This is a genomic window from Cupriavidus sp. TMH.W2 (assembly GCF_050847365.1).
GTDB lineage: Bacteria > Pseudomonadota > Gammaproteobacteria > Burkholderiales > Burkholderiaceae > Cupriavidus.
Map to the genome: position 1 here is coordinate 955,628 of NZ_CP193792.1, position 16,253 is coordinate 971,880.

The window sequence follows — 16,253 nt, forward strand, 5'->3', positions numbered from 1 at the left end:
TGTGCCCAACCCCCCGGCCGCAGTTCTCGGGTTCTCCATGCTACGTCTAAGTGAAGTCAAACTCCCGCTCGACCATACCGAAAGCGACCTGGACGCCGCCGTGCGCGCCGGCGCCGCGCAGATCGGCGTCAAGGGAGACGGCCTGATCGGCTATACCGTGTTCCGCCGTGCCCACGATGCGCGCAAGCGCTCGGATATCAAGCTGACCTACATCATCGATATCGAGGTGCAGGACGAGGCCGCGGCCATCCGGCGCATGGCCGGCAAGCCGCACTGGAGCGTGACGCCCGACATGGAATACCACTTCGTCGCGCGCGCGCAGGCGGGTGGCGCGCATCCGCGCCCGGTGGTGATCGGCATGGGTCCGTGCGGCCTGCTGGCCGGGCTGATCCTGGCGCAGTCGGGCTTCCGCCCCATCATCCTGGAGCGCGGCAAGGCGGTGCGCGAGCGCACCAGGGACACCTTCGGCCTGTGGCGCAAGAGCGTGCTCAATCCGGAGTCGAACGTGCAGTTCGGCGAAGGCGGCGCGGGCACGTTCTCGGACGGCAAGCTGTACAGCCAGATCAAGGACCCGAAGCACTATGGCCGCAAGGTGCTCAACGAGTTCGTGCGTGCCGGCGCGCCGGAAGACATCCTGTACAAGGCACGCCCGCATATCGGCACCTTCCGGCTGGTGAGCATGGTCGAGAAGATGCGCGCCGAGATCACCGGGCTGGGCGGCGAGATCCGCTTCGAGACGCGCGTCGACGATATCGATATCGACAACGGCCAGGTGCGCGGCCTGAAGCTGTCCAGCGGCGAATACCTGGAGGCCGACCACGTCATCATGGCAGTGGGCCACAGCGCGCGCGACACCTTCCAGATGCTGCATGAGCGCGGCGTGTTCATGGAGGCCAAGCCGTTCTCGCTGGGCTTCCGCATCGAACATCCGCAGGGGCTGATCAACCGCAGCCGCTTCGGCAAGTTCGCCGGCAACAAGCTGCTGGGCGCGGGCGACTACAAGGTCGTGCATCACTGCAGCAATGGCCGTTCGGTGTACAGCTTCTGCATGTGCCCGGGCGGCACGGTGGTGGCGGCGGCGTCCGAGCCGGGCCGCGTGGTGACCAATGGCATGAGCCAGTACAAGCGCGCCGAGCGCAACGCCAATGCCGGCATCGTGGTCGGCATCACGCCGGAGGACTATCCCGGCGGCCCGCTCGCCGGCATCGAATTCCAGCGCAAGTGGGAAGAGCGCGCGTTCGAGCTGGGCGGCAGCAACTACTGCGCGCCGGGCCAGCTGGTGGGCGACTTCATCGCGGGCCGGGCGTCGACCGCGCTGGGCTCGGTCGAGCCCTCGTACAAGCCCGGCGTGACGCCGACCGACCTGAGCACGTCGCTGCCCGATTACGTGATCGAGGCGATCCGCGAGGGCATTCCCGAGATCGACAAGAAGCTGCCCGGCTTTGCACTGCATGATGCCGTGCTGACCGGCGTGGAAACGCGCACCTCGTCGCCGCTGCGCATCCGCCGCAACAACGATGACTACCAGAGCATCAATGTGAAGGGCCTGTACCCGGCGGGCGAGGGCGCGGGCTATGCCGGCGGCATCTACTCCGCGGCCATCGACGGCATCGAAGTGGCCGAGGCCGTGGCGCTCAGCATCGTCGGCGGCAAGACTGCTTAAGCCTGCCCGAGGTAAGCCGCGGCCCCCAGCGCCGCGGTGCGCCCGCTGGCAAAGCACGCCGTCAGCAGGTAGCCGCCGGTGGGCGCTTCCCAGTCCAGCATTTCGCCCGCGCAGAACACGCCGGGCAGCGCGCGCAGCATCAACCCTTCATCCATCGCCTCGAAGCGCACGCCGCCGGCGCTGCTGATCACTTCGTCGATGGGCCGCGCGCGCAGCAGCCGCAGCGGCAGCGCCTTGATCGATGCGGCCAGCGTGTCGGCATCGTGCATCGCTTCCTTCGACAGGCATTCACGCAGCAGGCCGGCCTTGACGCCGGTGAGGCCGAGCCGGCTTTGCAGATGGCTCGACAGCGAACGCGCACCGCGCGGATGCTTCACCTGCGTGCTGACATGTTCCGCGCTGTGCGCGGGCAGCAGGTCGAGGTGGATGGTGGCGTCCCCATCGGCTTCGATGCGGTCGCGGATCGGCGCGGACAGCGCGTAGACCAGGCTGCCTTCTACGCCGGTCGCGCTGATGACGAACTCGCCCTGGCGGTAGTGCGCTAGTCCATCACGATCGGTCAGGGCGATGGCGACCGGCTTGACCGGTTCGCCGGCAAAGCGCCCGGCAAACGCTTCGTTCCACGCCACGTCGAAGCCGCAGTTGGCAGGCCGCAGCGGCGCAATGTCGATGCCGCGTTCGGCCAGCCGCGGCACCCACGCCCCATCCGATCCCAGCCGGGCCCAACTGGCGCCGCCGAGCGCCAGCACCACGGCGCGTGCCTGCACTATGGTTTCGCCTTGCGGCGAGGCAAAGCGCAGCGCGTGCGGCGCGCCTTCATCCCAGCCCAGCCAGCGGTGACGCATATGGAACTGCACGCCGGACTCGCGCAGCCGGTGCAGCCAGGCGCGCAGCATCGGCGCGGCCTTCATGTCGGTCGGGAAGACGCGGCCGGAGCTGCCGACAAAGGTCTCGATGCCAAGCCCGTGCACCCAGTCGCGCAGGGTCTGCGGGCCGAAGCCCGCCAGCATCGGCGCGATCTGCGCGGTGCGGGCGCCGTAGCGGCCCAGGAAGGCCGGCTCCGGCTCCGCGTGGGTCAGGTTCATGCCGCCCTTGCCGGCCATCAGGAACTTGCGCCCGACCGACGGCATGGCGTCGTAGACGGCCACGCTGGCACCGTTGGCCGCCAGCACCTCGGCCGCCATCAGCCCGGCCGGGCCGCCGCCGATGACGGCAACGTCGAGGCTGGCTTGGGAAAGGGCGGAAGTGGCGGAAGAGGGCATCAGGGGGCTCGGCAGGGGCGGGGGTGTTTCCGCCGCGGATTATAGAGCCTGCGCCAGCGCTAGAATGAGGGTTTGCCGCGCATCGCCATCATGTCCTCCCCCACTCACTCCGCAGACACCGTCATCGCCGCCACCCGCCACTGGCTGGAGCGCGCCGTGATCGGGCTCAACCTGTGCCCGTTCGCCAAGAGCGTGTATGTGAAGGAGCAGGTGCGCTACGTGGTCAGCGCCGTCACCGAGGCGCCGGACGTGATGGACGACCTGGAGCGCGAACTGCGCCTGCTGGCCGATGCCGACCCCGACCAGATCGACACCACCCTGCTGATCCTGCCGGATGCGGTGGCGGACTTCCTCGACTTCAACGACCTGCTGTATTTTGCCGAGCGCCTGCTCGGCAGCCTCGGGCTGGAAGGCACGCTGCAGATTGCCAGCTTCCATCCGCAGTACCAGTTTGCCGGGACCGAGCCGGACGATATCGAGAACTACACCAACCGCGCGCCGTATCCGATCCTGCACCTGCTGCGCGAGGACTCCATCGCCCGCGCGACGGCGGCGTTCCCTGATGCGGCGGATATCTATGAGCGCAACCAGGCCACCATGCGCCGCCTGGGCCACGACGGCTGGCAGCGCTGGATGGCGGGCGAGGACGAGCCCGAAAAAGGCTGATTACGCCGCAGGCACCGGCGCGGTGAAGAAGCGCTCGCGCATTTCTTCCAGCCCGAGCCTTTCCAGCACTTCTTCCAGCCGCTCGGCCGGGCGGCGGCGCGGCAGGTCCTTGTACTGCGCGATGATCAGCTCGTTCTTCATCGAGTGTTCCCAGCCCACCAGCTCGGTCACGCTGACCTGGTAGCCGTGCGCCTCCAGCTGCAGGCAGCGCAGCACGTTGGTCACCTGGCTGCCGAACTCGCGCGTATGCAGCGGGTGGCGCCAGATCTCCGTCAGCGGATTGCCCGCCAGCAGCTTGCCCTTGTGCTTGCGCAGCACGCTGGCCACCTCGGCCTGGCAGCACGGCACCAGCACGATATGGCGCGCTTCCTTGGCCAGGGCAAAGCGGATCGCATCGTCGGTCGCGGTATTGCACGCGTGCAGCGCGGTGACGACGTCGACCGTGGGCGGCAACTGCGGCGACGTGATCGAATCCGCCACCGACAGGTTCAGGAACGACATCCCCGGAAAACCCAGCCGCGCGGCCAGCGCCTGCGAGGTCTTCACCAGTTCTTCGCGGGTTTCGATGCCGTAGATGTGCGAGTCGTCCTGCAGCGTCTTGAAGAACAGGTCGTACAGGATGAAGCCCAGGTACGACTTGCCGGCGCCGTGGTCCACCAGCGTGAGGCGGCCGCGCTCGGCCTTGACCTCCTGCAGCAGCGGTTCGATGAACTGGAACAGGTGGTAGACCTGCTTGAGCTTGCGCCGGCTGTCCTGGTTCATCTTGCCGTCGCGCGTCAGGATATGGAGTTCCTTGAGCAGCTCGATGGACTGGCCGGGGCGGATTTCGTGGGTATTTGACATGAGGGGGACTGCGCAGGCTGCGGGACGCGGCGCGTCCCGGAATACCGACAGTTTACCGAAAAGTCCCCACGGGTCTCCGCGAATGGGTGGCAAGGACGCCGATGGGGGCATGCTGTGCGCTAAAGTTCTCAGCGCGCCTGCCGTTGCTTATGGATCGATAACAAGCGGAGCGCCGGCACCCGCCGCGCCGCCGCAAGACGATTCAGGGGACGCATGACGCAGGAATCTGGGTTGCGCCTGGAACTTGCCGAGCCGGGCGAGCAGGTGCTTGCGCGCTACACGCCGCAGCCAGGCAGGCTGCCGCCGGACCAGGCCAGCCTGCGGCAATGCCTGGACCGCCTGGGCTGGGCCGGGGCCCGGCTGGATGCGCGCGCGGTGGCGCAGTTCCTGGCGCAATGCCAGCGGGCCGAACATGAGATCGATGCCACCATCGCCACGCTGGTCGACGGCGCGTTCGAGCTCGACATCACCGGCGACGGCCTGGCCGTGCGGCTGACGCTGATGCCGCCGGAGGGCGGCCGCCCGGTCAGCGCGCAAGACATCCGCCGCGCCGTGGCGGAGCGCGGCGTGGTGGCGCCGGTCCAGGCCCTGGCACTCGATGCCGCGCTGGCGGAAGGCACCTGCGAGCTGCGCACGATTGCCGCCGGCGTCGCGCCGCGACAGGGCAAGCCGGCGCGCTTCATCACCTTGCTGGAGGCACGCAAGCCGGCGCAGGCCGATGACGAGGCCGGCAAGGTCGACCTGCGCGACCTGGGCAACCTGTTGCTGGTCAGCCCCGGCACGCCGCTGATGCGCCGCGTCCCGGCCGTGCATGGCAATGACGGCGTGGACGTGTTCGGCAAGCCCGTCGCCGCCGACCCGGTCGAAGACCCGCCTTTCGCCGAAGGCCTGACCGGCGCTGCCGCCGATGCGGACGACCCCAACCTGCTGCTCGCGGTGATCGCGGGGTCGCCGGTGGCAGGCGTGCATGGCATCTCGGTCAGCCCGGTGGTGCAGGTGGAATCGGTGGACCTGCACTCGGGCAACGTGGCGTTCGACGGCACGCTGCGCGTGTCGGGCGACATCCGCACCGGCATGTCGGTCAGCGTCACCGGCGACGTGGTGGTCGAGGGCACCATCGAGGCCGCCAGTGTCGAGGCCGGCGGCAATGTCATCGTCAAGGGCGGCATCATCGGCAAGGCCGAGGCCGGCCGCGCCGAAGGCGGCATCAGCCGCGCCAGCGTGCGCTGCAAGGGCGCGGTGAAGGCGCGCTTTATCGAGAATGCGGTGGTCGAAGCCGGCACCGAAGTCAATGTCGAAAGCGGCATCCGGCAGAGCGACGTCGCTGCCGGCGAGCACATCGTGGTGGGCGGCAAGGGCGTGCAGGGCAGCATCAGCGGCGGCCGCAGCCGCGCCATGCTGGCTGTGCGCGCCGCGGTGCTGGGCGCCCCCGCGGGTACCGCCACCAGCATCCAGGTCGGCCTTAACCCCTACGCCGACGCGCAGCGCGCCGCGCTGGAAGCCGAGCGCCGCCGCATCCTGGAAGAGCAGAACAAGGTCAGGCAGCTGGTTGACTTTTTTGCCAGGCATCCCGAGCGGGCCGTGGGCGACCTGCGCGAAAAAGCGCGCGCGACCCTGTTCAAGCTGTCGCGGGACCTGTTCGAACTGGAGGCGCGTCTGACCGAACTGGGGCAGCAGATGCAGCCGGCCGCCGATGCGGTCATCGACGCCGCGCGCCGCATCCATGGCGGGGTCACGCTGCAGGTGGGCAGCCGCGTGCTCAAAGTGATGGAGGACAAGCCTGGCGGCCAGATCCGGCTGGTCGATGAGCGCATTACGGTCAGCTGAATCGCGCCGGTATCCGCTGCGCTTTGTACTATGCTGCAGTTATGTCCTGGGGTGCCGCAGGATGGGCGAGAAAGCTAGCGTCGGGCAATGAATGCAGAAGCGGATCAGCACTCTGTGGAAGCGTTACACGGAACCGACACACGTGGCACTTGAATAAGCGGAAAGGCCAGCCATCGAGGCTGGCCTTTCTGCATTCCGCGCTGGCTGCCGGGCGAACTACACTGTAGGTGCAACCACTACCCAACGGAGGTTGCTATGGCTGCTACCTTGATCACCGCGCTGGTGCTGATCGCCCTGGTCGCGTGCGCCGCATTTGTCATCTGGATGCTGCGCGAGAAGAACCCGACGCTGCTGCAGCAGCAGGAGCAGTCGGTGCGGACCTGGTTTGATCACACATCGCCACTGACGTCTGGCGATTCGCTATCGGACAGCCCGCCACTACGGCGGTAATGCCCCTTAGTTGACCACCGTCGTTCCCGCGCAGGCGGGAACCCAGTGACTTCATCCCCGAAGGGGACGTCAAAGACGCTGGATTCCCGCCTGCGCGGGAATGACGGTGGCGTTTGAGACCTCAACTGAACGGCATTACCATTACGGCGGGCTCTTTCGTGACGGCGCCTCGGCTGCCTCAGGCCGCCCACAGGCGCAACTCATGCAACCCACTGCGCTCCACGCGCGTGCCAAGCGCCCGGCCTTCGTCTTCGAACATGGCCTGCAGCCACGCAAGGTCCACTTCGCGCGCATGCGCCAGCCGGAAGTGGCTGCGCCGTAACGGCACCAGCCGCAGGTCGGCGCTGCCACCGGCATCGAAGCTGACGAAGACCATCAGCGCCAGGTCCGGCCGGTAAGTGTCGTACCCCCCGATGCCTTCGTAGTCGTTGATGAAGTCGCCGCAGCCATACAGGATCGGCTTGCCGGCATGCAGCTCGATGCCCAGTGGATGATGTGACGAATGCCCGTGCACAATGTCTACGCCGCCGCCTGCCACCAGCCCGCGGGCAAAGGCGCGTTGCGCGGGATCGATGTGGTAGCCCCAGTTCGGCCCCCAGTGGATCGATACGACCACCACGTCGCCGGCACGCCTGAGCTTGCGCGCTTGCGCGGCAATGCGTTCGCGCGCTGCCTCGGACCAGTCGTCCAGCAGATTCACGCCGGAATGCCCGGCGCTGGCGCGCCAGGCCGCGGGTGTGCCGGCGTTTTCCATGGCGAAGGCCAGGACCAGCACACGGCCGCCGCCGGGGCGCGGCAGCGTGGCCGCGTGCGCCGCGCTGGCCTCGTCGGGGCCGGCGCCGGCATGCGCGATGTGCGCCCCGTCAAGCGCTGCCAGCGTATCCGCCAGGCCGGCGCGGCCCCAGTCCAGCACATGGTTGTTGGCCAGCACCGCGCAGCCGATGCCAGCGGCCTGCAGGCAGGCGACGTTGCCCGGATGCATGCGATAGTGCACCGCCTTGCCGGGCCAGGCATCGTCGCTGGTGGTGATGGCGGTTTCGAGGTTGACGATGCGCGGCTGTGCGGCGCGGCTTTCCAGTTCCGCCAGCGCATCGCCCCAGGGATATGCCGGCGCGGCGGGGCGCGCGATCGGACCGGCCTTGCGCTCGGCCAGGCGCACGTAGTCAAGGGCGGAATGCACATACGATTCATGCAGCAGCGGCTGGCTGGGGTGCGCCAGGATCTGGTCGATGCCGCGTCCGGTCATCACGTCGCCGCACAGGAACAGGGGAGGGTGGCTGGCTGTGTTCATGGCCCGGCCGGACGGCGCAGATGCACCGTGCCGGCGGTTCCTCAATGATAGGACGGTCCGCCGGCATGATCGCGTCGCGGCACTTTCCGGGGCGACGGTTCGCGTGGAGCGGGCGCGGGGCGGGTGTCCCATTTACATTCATCCGGTGCCTGCCTTAAATGATGGAGTCATCGGTCTTCGTGGCCATCTCCCTGCACCCGCACGCCGCGCCTTCCGATGTTTCCAACCAGCATCGGGAGGCACATCATGGCCCAGCCATCGCAAGAACAAACCGAGTCACTCAAGGCGCAACTGCGCGGACGTCTGCTGCAGCCACAAGATAGCGGCTACGACGAGGCTCGCCGCATCTGGAACGCGATGATCGACCGCCGTCCGCCGCTGATCGTGCAGGCCGCGGGGACTGCCGACGTGGTTGCCGCAGTCAACTTCGCGCGCGACAATGGCGTGCTGCTGTCGATACGCGGCGGCGGGCACAATATCGGCGGCCTGGCGATCTGCGAGGACGGCATGGTGCTCGACCTGTCGCAGATGAAATCCGTGCGCATCGATCCCCGCGCGCAACGCGGCTATGTGGAGCCTGGCGCGACACTGCGCGATTTCGACCATGAGGCGCAGGCCTTTGGCCTGGCCACGCCGCTGGGCATCAATTCCACCACCGGCGTAGCCGGGCTGACGCTGGGCGGCGGCTTTGGCTGGCTCAGCCGCAAGTTCGGCACCACCGTTGACAACCTTGTGTCCGCGCAGGTCGTGACCGCCGACGGCAAGCTGGTGCGCGCCAGCGCCGACGAAAATGCCGACCTGTTCTGGGCGCTGCGCGGCGGCGGCGGCAACTTCGGCGTGGTGACGATGTTTGAGTTCCGGTTGCACCCGGTCGGCCCCGAGGTCTACGGCGGCCTGATCGTCTATCCGCTGGAGCAGGCCGCCGCGGTATTGCCGGCCTACAGCGAACTGTTCAAGTCGATGCCGGACGAACTGACCGTCTGGGCCGTGCTGCGCCAGGCGCCGCCGCTGCCGTTCCTGCCGCCCGAGGTGCACGGCAAGCCGGTCGCGATACTGGCGATCTGCTATATCGGCCCGCCCGACAAAGGCCCGCAACTGGTCGAGCCGCTGCGCAAGCTGGGCACGCCCTATGGCGAGCATGTCGGTCCCATGCCGCTTGCGGCATGGCAGCAGGCCTTCGATCCGTTGCTGACGCCGGGCGCGCGCAACTACTGGAAATCGCACAACTTTGCCGGACTGGACAATGGACTGATCACGATGCTGATCGAGCAGATCGGCAAGCTGCCCTCGCCGCAATGCGAGATCTTCATCGGCGCCATGGGCGGGCAGACCAACCGTGTCGCGCCTGACGCCACCGCCTACTGCAGCCGCGACGCCAACTTCATCATGAACCTGCACGGACGCTGGGATGCGCCCGCGGACGATGACAAGTGCATCAACTGGGCGCGCGAAGTCTTCCGCGCGGCGTCGCCATACGCGCTGGGCAGCGTCTATGTGAACTTCCTGACGCAGGAAGAGAGCGACCGCGTCGGCGCGGCCTACGGGCCCAACTACGGCCGGCTGGTCGAGGTGAAGCGGCGCTACGACCCGGGCAACCTGTTCCGCCATAACCACAACATCAATCCCGCGGCTTAACTGGCGCAATCTGCAGGATCGGGCAGGAAAGCGGGGCAGGTCAGGCGGCCTGCCCCGCTTTCACGCCTAATCCACGCCGCTTGAGGTGCGGCAGGTCAATACATTCGGCCTAGGGTAAGCACGGGGTGCGCCATCGGTCCCCTGGGCAGACGGCTACCTATAATGAAAACGTCCACCTGGACACCCGAGGGTGGTCGTTATCGTGGAACTGCTAGTTTTCTGGGCGGCCATGCTTGCCGCCTATCTCCTGATGAAGCGTGCCGGCTGCTTCAGCCAACCGGTGCTTTATCCCGACCCCGACCATCCTTTCCGCTACTGGTGGGCGCAACGGCTGTCGCGCCCGCCGCTACCGCCGATTGCGCCGGATCACGGCCAACAAAAAGCCCGACGAGCCTGAGGCTCTCGTCTGCCCCTGAGCGTGTGATGCCTTAGCCATGATTGCCAGACGTTGGCAAGGCGCGGTCAAGCGCGGAAGGGTGGGCAGTCGGCGACATACTGCCCGAAGGGGCAATCGGCCTGGGGCTGCCCGACTTGTGATTTCCCCGACCTGCGGGAGAGCACCTAAAATGCAAAGCGGATCTTCACTCTGTCAGGAGGTCATCATGCTCGCAGCATTCATCTTGGCGGCCGTGATTATTGCCCTGTACATTTTTGCCATCAGGGCTGAGTTTTTTCACAAGTCACCGCTTTACCCTGAACATGCGCATCCGCTTCACTACTGGTGGGGCCGCCTGGTCCACCACAAGAAGTAGGCAACCAGCCCGCCGCCACCCGGCGGGCTTTTTGTTGCCCTCACTTCTTGCGCGACGCAATTGCCCGCTCGTTTCCTGCAGGAGGTCTGTATGTCGAAGATCCGCGAATCCTTGATCCATGAACTCCACCCGACCCAACTCACGGTGGGCATGATTGAAGTGAATGACAAGAGGCAGCATCTGGCCTTGCTGAAACCCGGGGAACAACAAGCGTTCATGCAAGCCCATCCTATCCCGGCGGTAGACGGGCCAGGCGGCAAGCTGTACATCACCGATCACCACCATCTCGGGCGGGCCGCACTTGAGGCCGGCGTCAAAACCGGATTTTTCACCGTGGAGTCGGACTTGTCAGCCTGCGGGCCTGATGAATTCTGGGAGGAGATGGACAAGAACCTGTGGGTTCATCCCCTGGACGAGAACGGCATGCGGCACTGCTACTCGAGCATTCCGCATCATCTTGAAAAACTGGTCGATGATCCCTATCGGTCCCTCGCTGGATATGTGCGCGATGCCGGCGGGTATGACAAGACGCCTACTGCTTTTGCCGAGTTCGTCTGGGCCGATTTCTTTCGCCGCTCCATTGCTGTCGAGGACCTGAAGGCTGACTTCCGCGCAGCGGTGCAGCGCGCGGTGACGCTGGCAAGGGGCAAGCTGGCCATTGGTCTGCCCGGCTATAAGGCGAAGTAGGCGGCGGTCGAGTCAAAGACAAGCGGGGGAGCGAATGTCTGAAGAGTTCGAGGTACGTGGCGCCCATGACGACGCGCTTGACCATGCTGCCGAGTCTGGGTCCTCCGACCAGTTCGCCGGCAGGATCGCGGTCATGACAGCGATTTTGTCGACTGTTGGCGCGTTGTTCGGGTATGAGGGCGGAGCGACCCAGAATGAGGCGCTGCTACTGAAGAACGAAGCCGCCATCCATAAAACCGAAGCGGCCAATCAGTGGGCGTATTACCAGGCGAAGGGGCAGAAGGAAGCTATTGCCGAACTGGCCGCGCAGTTGCCCGGCGTCGATCGCAACAGGGCTATGCAGGAAGCGCAGCGCTATGCAAGGGAAAAGGAGCAGAGCCGCCTGAAGGCGGAAACACAAGAGAAGGCCGCGAAGGAAGCGGATGCAGCCAGCGAGAGGACAGTGCACCGCCATCACCGATGGGCGCAGGCATTGGTGGCCATGCAGATGGCAATTGCGATGGCGGCCATTACGATTCTCACTCGGCGCAGGTGGGTGCAAATGGTGTCGTATGGCATCGGCGTAGTCGGTCTGGTGCTTGGGCTGCTCGCCGTCCTACGCGTATAGCGGCGATGCGCCTTGGCACGGGATCGGCGCGCAGGCGGTGTCCATCATCCGATCATGCGCGGCAGGCTAGGTGCCTGCGCAGACAATCGCCGTCAGGAACGGTGCCGCGCGCTCGACGCGGGCCTTGCTGCCGGCGGCCCTGAGCGATTTTTTGAGCGAATCCATGCCTGCCACCACCGCGATTCGCGAGAAAACCTGCATGATGCCAACAGGCTGCCGGAAAAGAGAAAGGGGCTACAGGCTGGCGCGCTGTAACCCCTTGTATTCCTGGTGCCGAAGAGAGGAATCGAACCCCCGACCTTCTCATTACGAATGAGCTGCTCTACCGACTGAGCTACTTCGGCAACATGTTCCGGCGAAGTGGAACAGCCCGCAATAGTAGCAGCGTTCTTTCGCCTTGTGAAGCCCTTTGTGTCGCCCATGCCATCCGGCCGGGGCTCAAAGAAAACGGGGCGCCACCTGGGCGCCCTGTCTCATTGCCGCGTGGCCGGACTCAGGCTTTGCCTTCGGCTTCCAGGTGGTAGCGCGTGACGCGCTCCACTTCGTTCTTCGAGCCCAGGATCACGGAGACGCGCTGATGCAGCTTTTCGGGCTGCACGTCCATGATGCGCTGGTGGCCGTTGGTGGCGGCGCCGCCGGCCTGTTCGACCAGCATGGCCATCGGGTTGGCTTCGTACATCAGGCGCAGCTTGCCGGGTTTTTCCGGCTCGCGCTTGTCCCACGGGTACATGAAGACGCCGCCGCGGGTCAGGATGCGGTGCACGTCGGCAACCATCGAGGCGACCCAGCGCATGTTGAAGTTCTTGCCGCGCGGGCCTTCGTCGCCGGCCAGGCATTCGTCGATGTAGCGGCGCACGGGCGGGGCCCAGTGACGCATGTTCGACATGTTGATGGCGAATTCCTTGGTGTCTTCCGGGATCGTCACGTTGGACTGGGTCAGCACGAAGCTGCCGGCCTCGCGGTCCAGCGTGAACATGTGCACGCCGTTGCCGACGGTCAGCACCAGGGTGGTCTGCGGGCCGTAGACGGCGTAGCCGGCGGCGACCTGGTGGGTGCCGGGCTGCATGAAGTCGGCCTCGGTCACGGTCTGGCCCGGCTTGGGCATGTGCAGCACCGAGAAGATGGTGCCGATCGAGACGTTGACGTCGATATTCGACGAGCCGTCCAGCGGGTCGAACATCAGCAGGTATTCGCCCTTCGGGTAGCGGTTGGGAATCTCGTAGAACGATTCCATTTCTTCCGACGCCATGGCGGCGAGGTGGCCGCCCCATTCGTTGGCGTCGAGCAGCACTTCATTGGCGATCACGTCCAGCTTCTGCTGGGTTTCGCCCTGCACGTTGCCGGTGCCGGCCGAGCCCAGCACGCCGGCGAGGGCGCCCTTGCTGACGGCGTTGGAAATGGCCTTGCAGGCGCGCGCGACCACTTCGATCAGCAGCCGCAGTTCGGGCTGGATCGTGTTGTGCTTGCGCTGCTCCTCGACCAGGTAGCGGGTGAGGCTGATGCGAGTCATGGTTGGTTCTCCTTGGATGGCCGCAATTCTACATGCCCGGCCACGCGGGGCCGGGCAAAGGGGGCATTGGCGGGCCTCCTTGTGTCATGGGCGCCGCTCAGGCGGCCAGCGCCTTGCCGACGATCTCGCGCACATCGCGCGACAGCGTGCTGCTGGCGGCCACGCGCTCCAGTTCGGCGCGCATGCGGTCGCGCAGCGCCAGTTCATACTTCTGCCAGCGGTCCATCACGCGCGCCAGGCGCGCGGCCACCTGCGGGTTGATGGTGTCGAGCGCCAGCACCTGGTCGGCCCAGAAGCGGTAGCCCGAGCCGTCTTCGGCGTGGAACTGCGCCGGGTTGCCGGAGCAGAAGCTGAAGATCAGCGAGCGCGCGCGGTTGGGGTTGCGCAGGTTGAAGGCGGGGTGCTCCATCAGTGCGTGCACGGTGTCGATGGTGCGCTTGCCGGCGTGCGGGCCCACCTCGCCGCGCTGCATGCCTTGCAGCGAGAACCACTTGTCGATCACCAGGGGGTCGTCCTCGAAGCGCGCGTAGAAGTCCGCCAGCGCGTGCTCGCGGCCGGGGGCGAAGCTGTTGACCAGCGCCGACAGCGCGGCGAAGCGGTCGGTCATGTTGTCGGCGGCCTGGTACTGCTGCTCGGCCAGCGCCTGCATCGCGGCGTCGCCGCTGTCGGCCAGGTAGCCGAGCGCGAGGTTGCGCAGCGCGCGTTTGGCGGCCGAGGTGGCGTCGGGCGAGTACGGGCCCGGCGTGGCGTTGGCGTCGTAGGCGGCGAGCCAGTCGGCCTGCAGCGCGCGGGCCAGGCCTTCGCGCATGAACTGGCGCGCGCGGTGGATGGCGGCGGGATCGGCCACGCCCATGCGTTCGGCCAGGTAGGCCTCGGCGGGCAGCACCAGCGCCTGCTCGCGGAAGGCGGGGTTGAGCGTATCGTCGGTCAGCACCGCGCGCATGGCCTGCGCCAGCGCGGGCTCGAGCCTGAGCTCGCGCCCGGCCTGCACGTCGGCGACCAGTTGCAGCAGCGCGCGCGTGGCCAGGCGCTGGCCGGCTTCCCAGCGGTTGAAGGCGTCGCTGTCGTGCGACAGCTGGAAGGTCAGCTGCGCGTCGGTGTATTCGGCATCGACGATCACCGGCGCGGAGAAGTTGCGCAGCAGCGAGGGCAGCGGCGCCCCGGCGCCGCGCGGCAGGTTGATGAAGCGGAAGCTCTGCTCGGCGTGCGTGAAGTCGAGTACGCGCGTAGTCGCGCCCGGTGCGCTTTCGCTTTCCAGCTGCAGCGGCAGGTCCTTGCCGTCCGCGCCAAGCAGGCCCACCGCGAACGGGATATGGAAGGGCTGCTTGTCGGGCGTGCCGGCACGGGTCTCGATGCCGACCTTGGGGCAGCGCTGCGACAGCGTCAGGGTCAGGCTGCCGTCGTCGCCGTTCCAGTCCGTGCGCGCTGTCACCACCGGCGTGCCGGCCTGGCTGTACCAGCGCCCGAACTGGCTCAGGTCGCGGCCGTTGGCATCGGCCATGGCCGCGCGGAAATCGTCGCAGGCAACAGCCTGGCCGTCATGGCGCTGGAAGTACAGGTCCATGCCCTTGCGGAAGCCGTCGCGGCCGAGCAGGGTCTGGTACATGCGCACGACCTCGGCGCCTTTCTCGTACACGGTGACCGTGTAGAAGTTGTTGATCTCTTCGTAGCTGTCGGGGCGCACCGGGTGCGCCATCGGGCCGGCGTCCTCGGGGAACTGCACCTGGCGCAGCACGCGCACGTCCTCGATGCGCTTGACCGCGCGGCCCGATTCCGAGCCCATCATGTCGGCCGAGAACTCCTGGTCGCGGAACACCGTCAGGCCTTCCTTGAGCGAGAGCTGGAACCAGTCGCGGCAGGTGACGCGGTTGCCGGTCCAGTTGTGGAAGTACTCATGGCCGACCACCGCCTCGATATTGGCGAAGTCGGTGTCGGTGGCGGTCTGCGCGTTGGCCAGCACGTACTTGGTGTTGAAGATGTTTAGGCCCTTGTTCTCCATCGCGCCCATGTTGAAGTCGCCCACGGCGACGATCATGAAGCGGTCCAGGTCCAGTTCCAGCCCGAAGCGGCGCTCGTCCCAGCGGATCGAGTGGATCAGCGAATCCATGGCATGGCGGGTCTTGTCGAGGTCGCGCGGCTCGACCCAGACTTGCAGCAGCTTGTCCTTGCCGGAAGCGGACTGGATCCGTTCCTCGATGCATTCCAGCTTGCCCGCCACCAGCGCGAACAGGTAGGACGGCTTGCGGAACGGGTCTTCCCACACGGCTTCGTGGCGCCCGCCGGGCAGCTCGCGCTGGCTTGCCAGGTTGCCGTTGGACAGCAGCACCGGATACGCGGCGCGGTCGGCGCGCAGCGTGACGCGGTAGGTCGCCATCACGTCGGGGCGGTCCAGGAAGTAGGTGATGCGGCGGAATCCCTCGGCCTCGCACTGGGTGAAAAAATTGCCGTTGGACACGTACAGGCCCGACAGCGTGGTGTTGGCCGCGGGCTGGCACGCGGAGGTGATCTCCAGCGTGCCCTGCGCCGGCAGGCCGGGGATGGTCAGCGTGCCGCCGTCCTGGGTGGCGTTGGCGACCGGCTTGCCGTCCAGGCTGACGCCGATCAGTTCAAGCTCCTCCCCGGCCAGCACCAGCAGTGCATCGGGTGCGCCGGCCTGGCGCGCGAAGCGCAGCGTGCTGGTGACCACGGTGCGCTGGGGATCGAGCTCCAGCACCAGATCGGCATGGTCGATGGCGAACGGCGGCGGGGTATAGTCCTTGCGATAGACGGTAACGGGCGTGTCGGTGCGCAGCATGGAAGGATCCTGTCTTCGGAAGACCGTTAGGAAAATGGGGGCGGCCAGGCGCGTGCAAGCGATGCATGGCGCTGAAGTCCTCATTGTAGCCAAGGGGTCGAGGCACGGTCTGGCGGGGAGCGCACCAACGCGGCACGGGGAATTCCGCGCCGTCGGCGTGGTCTCAGAGACACGCAGGATTTCAATGGACAGGAAAGCGAGGTAGCTCTATGTGGCAGCGCGCAGGCGGTGTCGGTAAGGAAGGGGCGGCAGGCATTTGGCCGGGA

14 protein-coding genes and 1 tRNA gene are annotated in these 16,253 nt (G+C 66.8%); 9 read left to right on the forward strand and 6 right to left on the reverse strand.

What is annotated here, in order from left to right; genetic code table 11:
• Nucleotides 1–37 precede the first annotated feature (37 nt).
• Nucleotides 38–1,663, forward strand: coding sequence for an NAD(P)/FAD-dependent oxidoreductase (locus ACREYQ_RS04470; protein WP_432259578.1), 1,626 nt, complete (start codon nucleotides 38–40; stop codon nucleotides 1,661–1,663).
• Here ACREYQ_RS04470 and ACREYQ_RS04475 read toward each other — a convergent pair.
• Entirely contained in the window at nucleotides 1,660–2,925 is a 1,266-nt protein-coding gene (locus tag ACREYQ_RS04475) for a TIGR03862 family flavoprotein (RefSeq protein ID WP_432259579.1), read from the reverse strand. The two genes, ACREYQ_RS04470 and ACREYQ_RS04475, sit on opposite strands and share 4 nt — an antisense overlap.
• 90 nt (nucleotides 2,926–3,015) lie before the next feature.
• On the opposite strand from ACREYQ_RS04475, the gene ACREYQ_RS04480 reads away from it, so the two are divergent.
• Nucleotides 3,016–3,591, forward strand: a complete 576-nt coding sequence (locus ACREYQ_RS04480) for a DUF1415 domain-containing protein (RefSeq protein ID WP_432259580.1) — start codon at nucleotides 3,016–3,018, stop codon at nucleotides 3,589–3,591.
• Here ACREYQ_RS04480 and ACREYQ_RS04485 read toward each other — a convergent pair whose 3' ends face one another.
• A complete protein-coding gene (locus ACREYQ_RS04485) occupies nucleotides 3,592–4,434 on the reverse strand; it encodes a class I SAM-dependent methyltransferase (RefSeq protein WP_432259581.1) in 843 nt (280 codons plus the stop codon).
• A 213-nt stretch (nucleotides 4,435–4,647) separates the two neighbouring features.
• Here ACREYQ_RS04485 and ACREYQ_RS04490 point away from each other — a divergent pair, with 213 nt between their 5' ends.
• Both ACREYQ_RS04490 and ACREYQ_RS04495 read left to right on the forward strand, forming a co-directional pair.
• Nucleotides 4,648–6,261: a FapA family protein gene (locus ACREYQ_RS04490; protein WP_432259582.1), complete on the forward strand. Its 1,614-nt coding sequence runs from the start codon at nucleotides 4,648–4,650 to the stop codon at nucleotides 6,259–6,261.
• Between the two features lie 255 nt (nucleotides 6,262–6,516).
• On the forward strand, nucleotides 6,517–6,711 hold the full coding sequence (locus ACREYQ_RS04495) for a hypothetical protein (RefSeq protein WP_432259583.1): 195 nt from the start codon (nucleotides 6,517–6,519) through the stop codon (nucleotides 6,709–6,711).
• Nucleotides 6,712–6,889: 178 nt separating this feature from the next.
• Here ACREYQ_RS04495 and ACREYQ_RS04500 read toward each other — a convergent pair whose 3' ends face one another.
• Nucleotides 6,890–8,002 carry a CapA family protein gene (locus ACREYQ_RS04500; RefSeq protein ID WP_432259584.1) on the reverse strand — a complete coding sequence of 371 codons (1,113 nt, stop codon included), beginning with the start codon at nucleotides 8,000–8,002 and terminating at the stop codon, nucleotides 6,890–6,892.
• A 246-nt stretch (nucleotides 8,003–8,248) separates the two neighbouring features.
• Between ACREYQ_RS04500 and ACREYQ_RS04505 the strand changes: the two genes are divergently transcribed.
• The 5 genes from ACREYQ_RS04505 to ACREYQ_RS04525 all read left to right on the forward strand — a co-directional run bounded on the left by ACREYQ_RS04505 (nucleotide 8,249) and on the right by ACREYQ_RS04525 (nucleotide 11,683).
• Nucleotides 8,249–9,637, forward strand: coding sequence for an FAD-binding oxidoreductase (locus tag ACREYQ_RS04505; RefSeq protein WP_432259585.1), 1,389 nt, complete (start codon nucleotides 8,249–8,251; stop codon nucleotides 9,635–9,637).
• A gap of 202 nt (nucleotides 9,638–9,839) precedes the next feature.
• Entirely contained in the window at nucleotides 9,840–10,034 is a 195-nt protein-coding gene (locus tag ACREYQ_RS04510) for a hypothetical protein (RefSeq protein ID WP_432259586.1), read from the forward strand.
• Between the two features lie 205 nt (nucleotides 10,035–10,239).
• Nucleotides 10,240–10,389, forward strand: a complete 150-nt coding sequence (locus tag ACREYQ_RS04515) for a hypothetical protein (RefSeq protein WP_432259587.1) — start codon at nucleotides 10,240–10,242, stop codon at nucleotides 10,387–10,389.
• A 90-nt stretch (nucleotides 10,390–10,479) separates the two neighbouring features.
• A complete protein-coding gene (locus tag ACREYQ_RS04520) occupies nucleotides 10,480–11,076 on the forward strand; it encodes a ParB-like protein (RefSeq protein ID WP_432259588.1) in 597 nt (198 codons plus the stop codon).
• 34 nt (nucleotides 11,077–11,110) lie between these two features.
• Complete coding sequence (locus ACREYQ_RS04525) at nucleotides 11,111–11,683, forward strand: DUF4337 family protein (protein WP_432259589.1); 573 nt, start codon at nucleotides 11,111–11,113, stop codon at nucleotides 11,681–11,683.
• Between the two features lie 268 nt (nucleotides 11,684–11,951).
• Here the strand turns inward: ACREYQ_RS04525 and ACREYQ_RS04530 are convergent.
• The 3 genes from ACREYQ_RS04530 to pepN all read right to left on the reverse strand — a co-directional run bounded on the left by ACREYQ_RS04530 (nucleotide 11,952) and on the right by pepN (nucleotide 15,987).
• A tRNA-Thr gene (locus ACREYQ_RS04530) sits at nucleotides 11,952–12,027 on the reverse strand.
• A gap of 149 nt (nucleotides 12,028–12,176) precedes the next feature.
• A complete protein-coding gene (locus ACREYQ_RS04535; protein ID WP_432259590.1) occupies nucleotides 12,177–13,193 on the reverse strand; it encodes a class 1 fructose-bisphosphatase in 1,017 nt (338 codons plus the stop codon).
• 97 nt (nucleotides 13,194–13,290) lie between these two features.
• Nucleotides 13,291–15,987 (reverse strand): aminopeptidase N, encoded by a 2,697-nt coding sequence (pepN, locus tag ACREYQ_RS04540; protein ID WP_432259591.1) that lies wholly within the window; start codon nucleotides 15,985–15,987, stop codon nucleotides 13,291–13,293.
• Between the last annotated feature and the right edge of the window lie 266 nt (nucleotides 15,988–16,253).

What these genes read in the sequence shown, in the direction of transcription:
- ACREYQ_RS04475 (WP_432259579.1), bottom strand. Translation starts at nt 2,925, where the DNA reads ATGCCCTCTTCCGCCACTTCCGCCCTTTCCCAAGCCAGCCTCGACGTT.
- pepN (WP_432259591.1), bottom strand. Translation starts at nt 15,987, where the DNA reads ATGCTGCGCACCGACACGCCCGTTACCGTCTATCGCAAGGACTATACC.
- ACREYQ_RS04485 (WP_432259581.1), bottom strand. Translation starts at nt 4,434, where the DNA reads ATGTCAAATACCCACGAAATCCGCCCCGGCCAGTCCATCGAGCTGCTC.
- ACREYQ_RS04525 (WP_432259589.1), top strand. Translation starts at nt 11,111, where the DNA reads ATGTCTGAAGAGTTCGAGGTACGTGGCGCCCATGACGACGCGCTTGAC.
- ACREYQ_RS04490 (WP_432259582.1), top strand. Translation starts at nt 4,648, where the DNA reads ATGACGCAGGAATCTGGGTTGCGCCTGGAACTTGCCGAGCCGGGCGAG.
- ACREYQ_RS04505 (WP_432259585.1), top strand. Translation starts at nt 8,249, where the DNA reads ATGGCCCAGCCATCGCAAGAACAAACCGAGTCACTCAAGGCGCAACTG.
- ACREYQ_RS04500 (WP_432259584.1), bottom strand. Translation starts at nt 8,002, where the DNA reads ATGAACACAGCCAGCCACCCTCCCCTGTTCCTGTGCGGCGACGTGATG.
- ACREYQ_RS04535 (WP_432259590.1), bottom strand. Translation starts at nt 13,193, where the DNA reads ATGACTCGCATCAGCCTCACCCGCTACCTGGTCGAGGAGCAGCGCAAG.
- ACREYQ_RS04470 (WP_432259578.1), top strand. Translation starts at nt 38, where the DNA reads ATGCTACGTCTAAGTGAAGTCAAACTCCCGCTCGACCATACCGAAAGC.
- ACREYQ_RS04515 (WP_432259587.1), top strand. Translation starts at nt 10,240, where the DNA reads ATGCTCGCAGCATTCATCTTGGCGGCCGTGATTATTGCCCTGTACATT.
- ACREYQ_RS04480 (WP_432259580.1), top strand. Translation starts at nt 3,016, where the DNA reads ATGTCCTCCCCCACTCACTCCGCAGACACCGTCATCGCCGCCACCCGC.
- ACREYQ_RS04495 (WP_432259583.1), top strand. Translation starts at nt 6,517, where the DNA reads ATGGCTGCTACCTTGATCACCGCGCTGGTGCTGATCGCCCTGGTCGCG.
- ACREYQ_RS04520 (WP_432259588.1), top strand. Translation starts at nt 10,480, where the DNA reads ATGTCGAAGATCCGCGAATCCTTGATCCATGAACTCCACCCGACCCAA.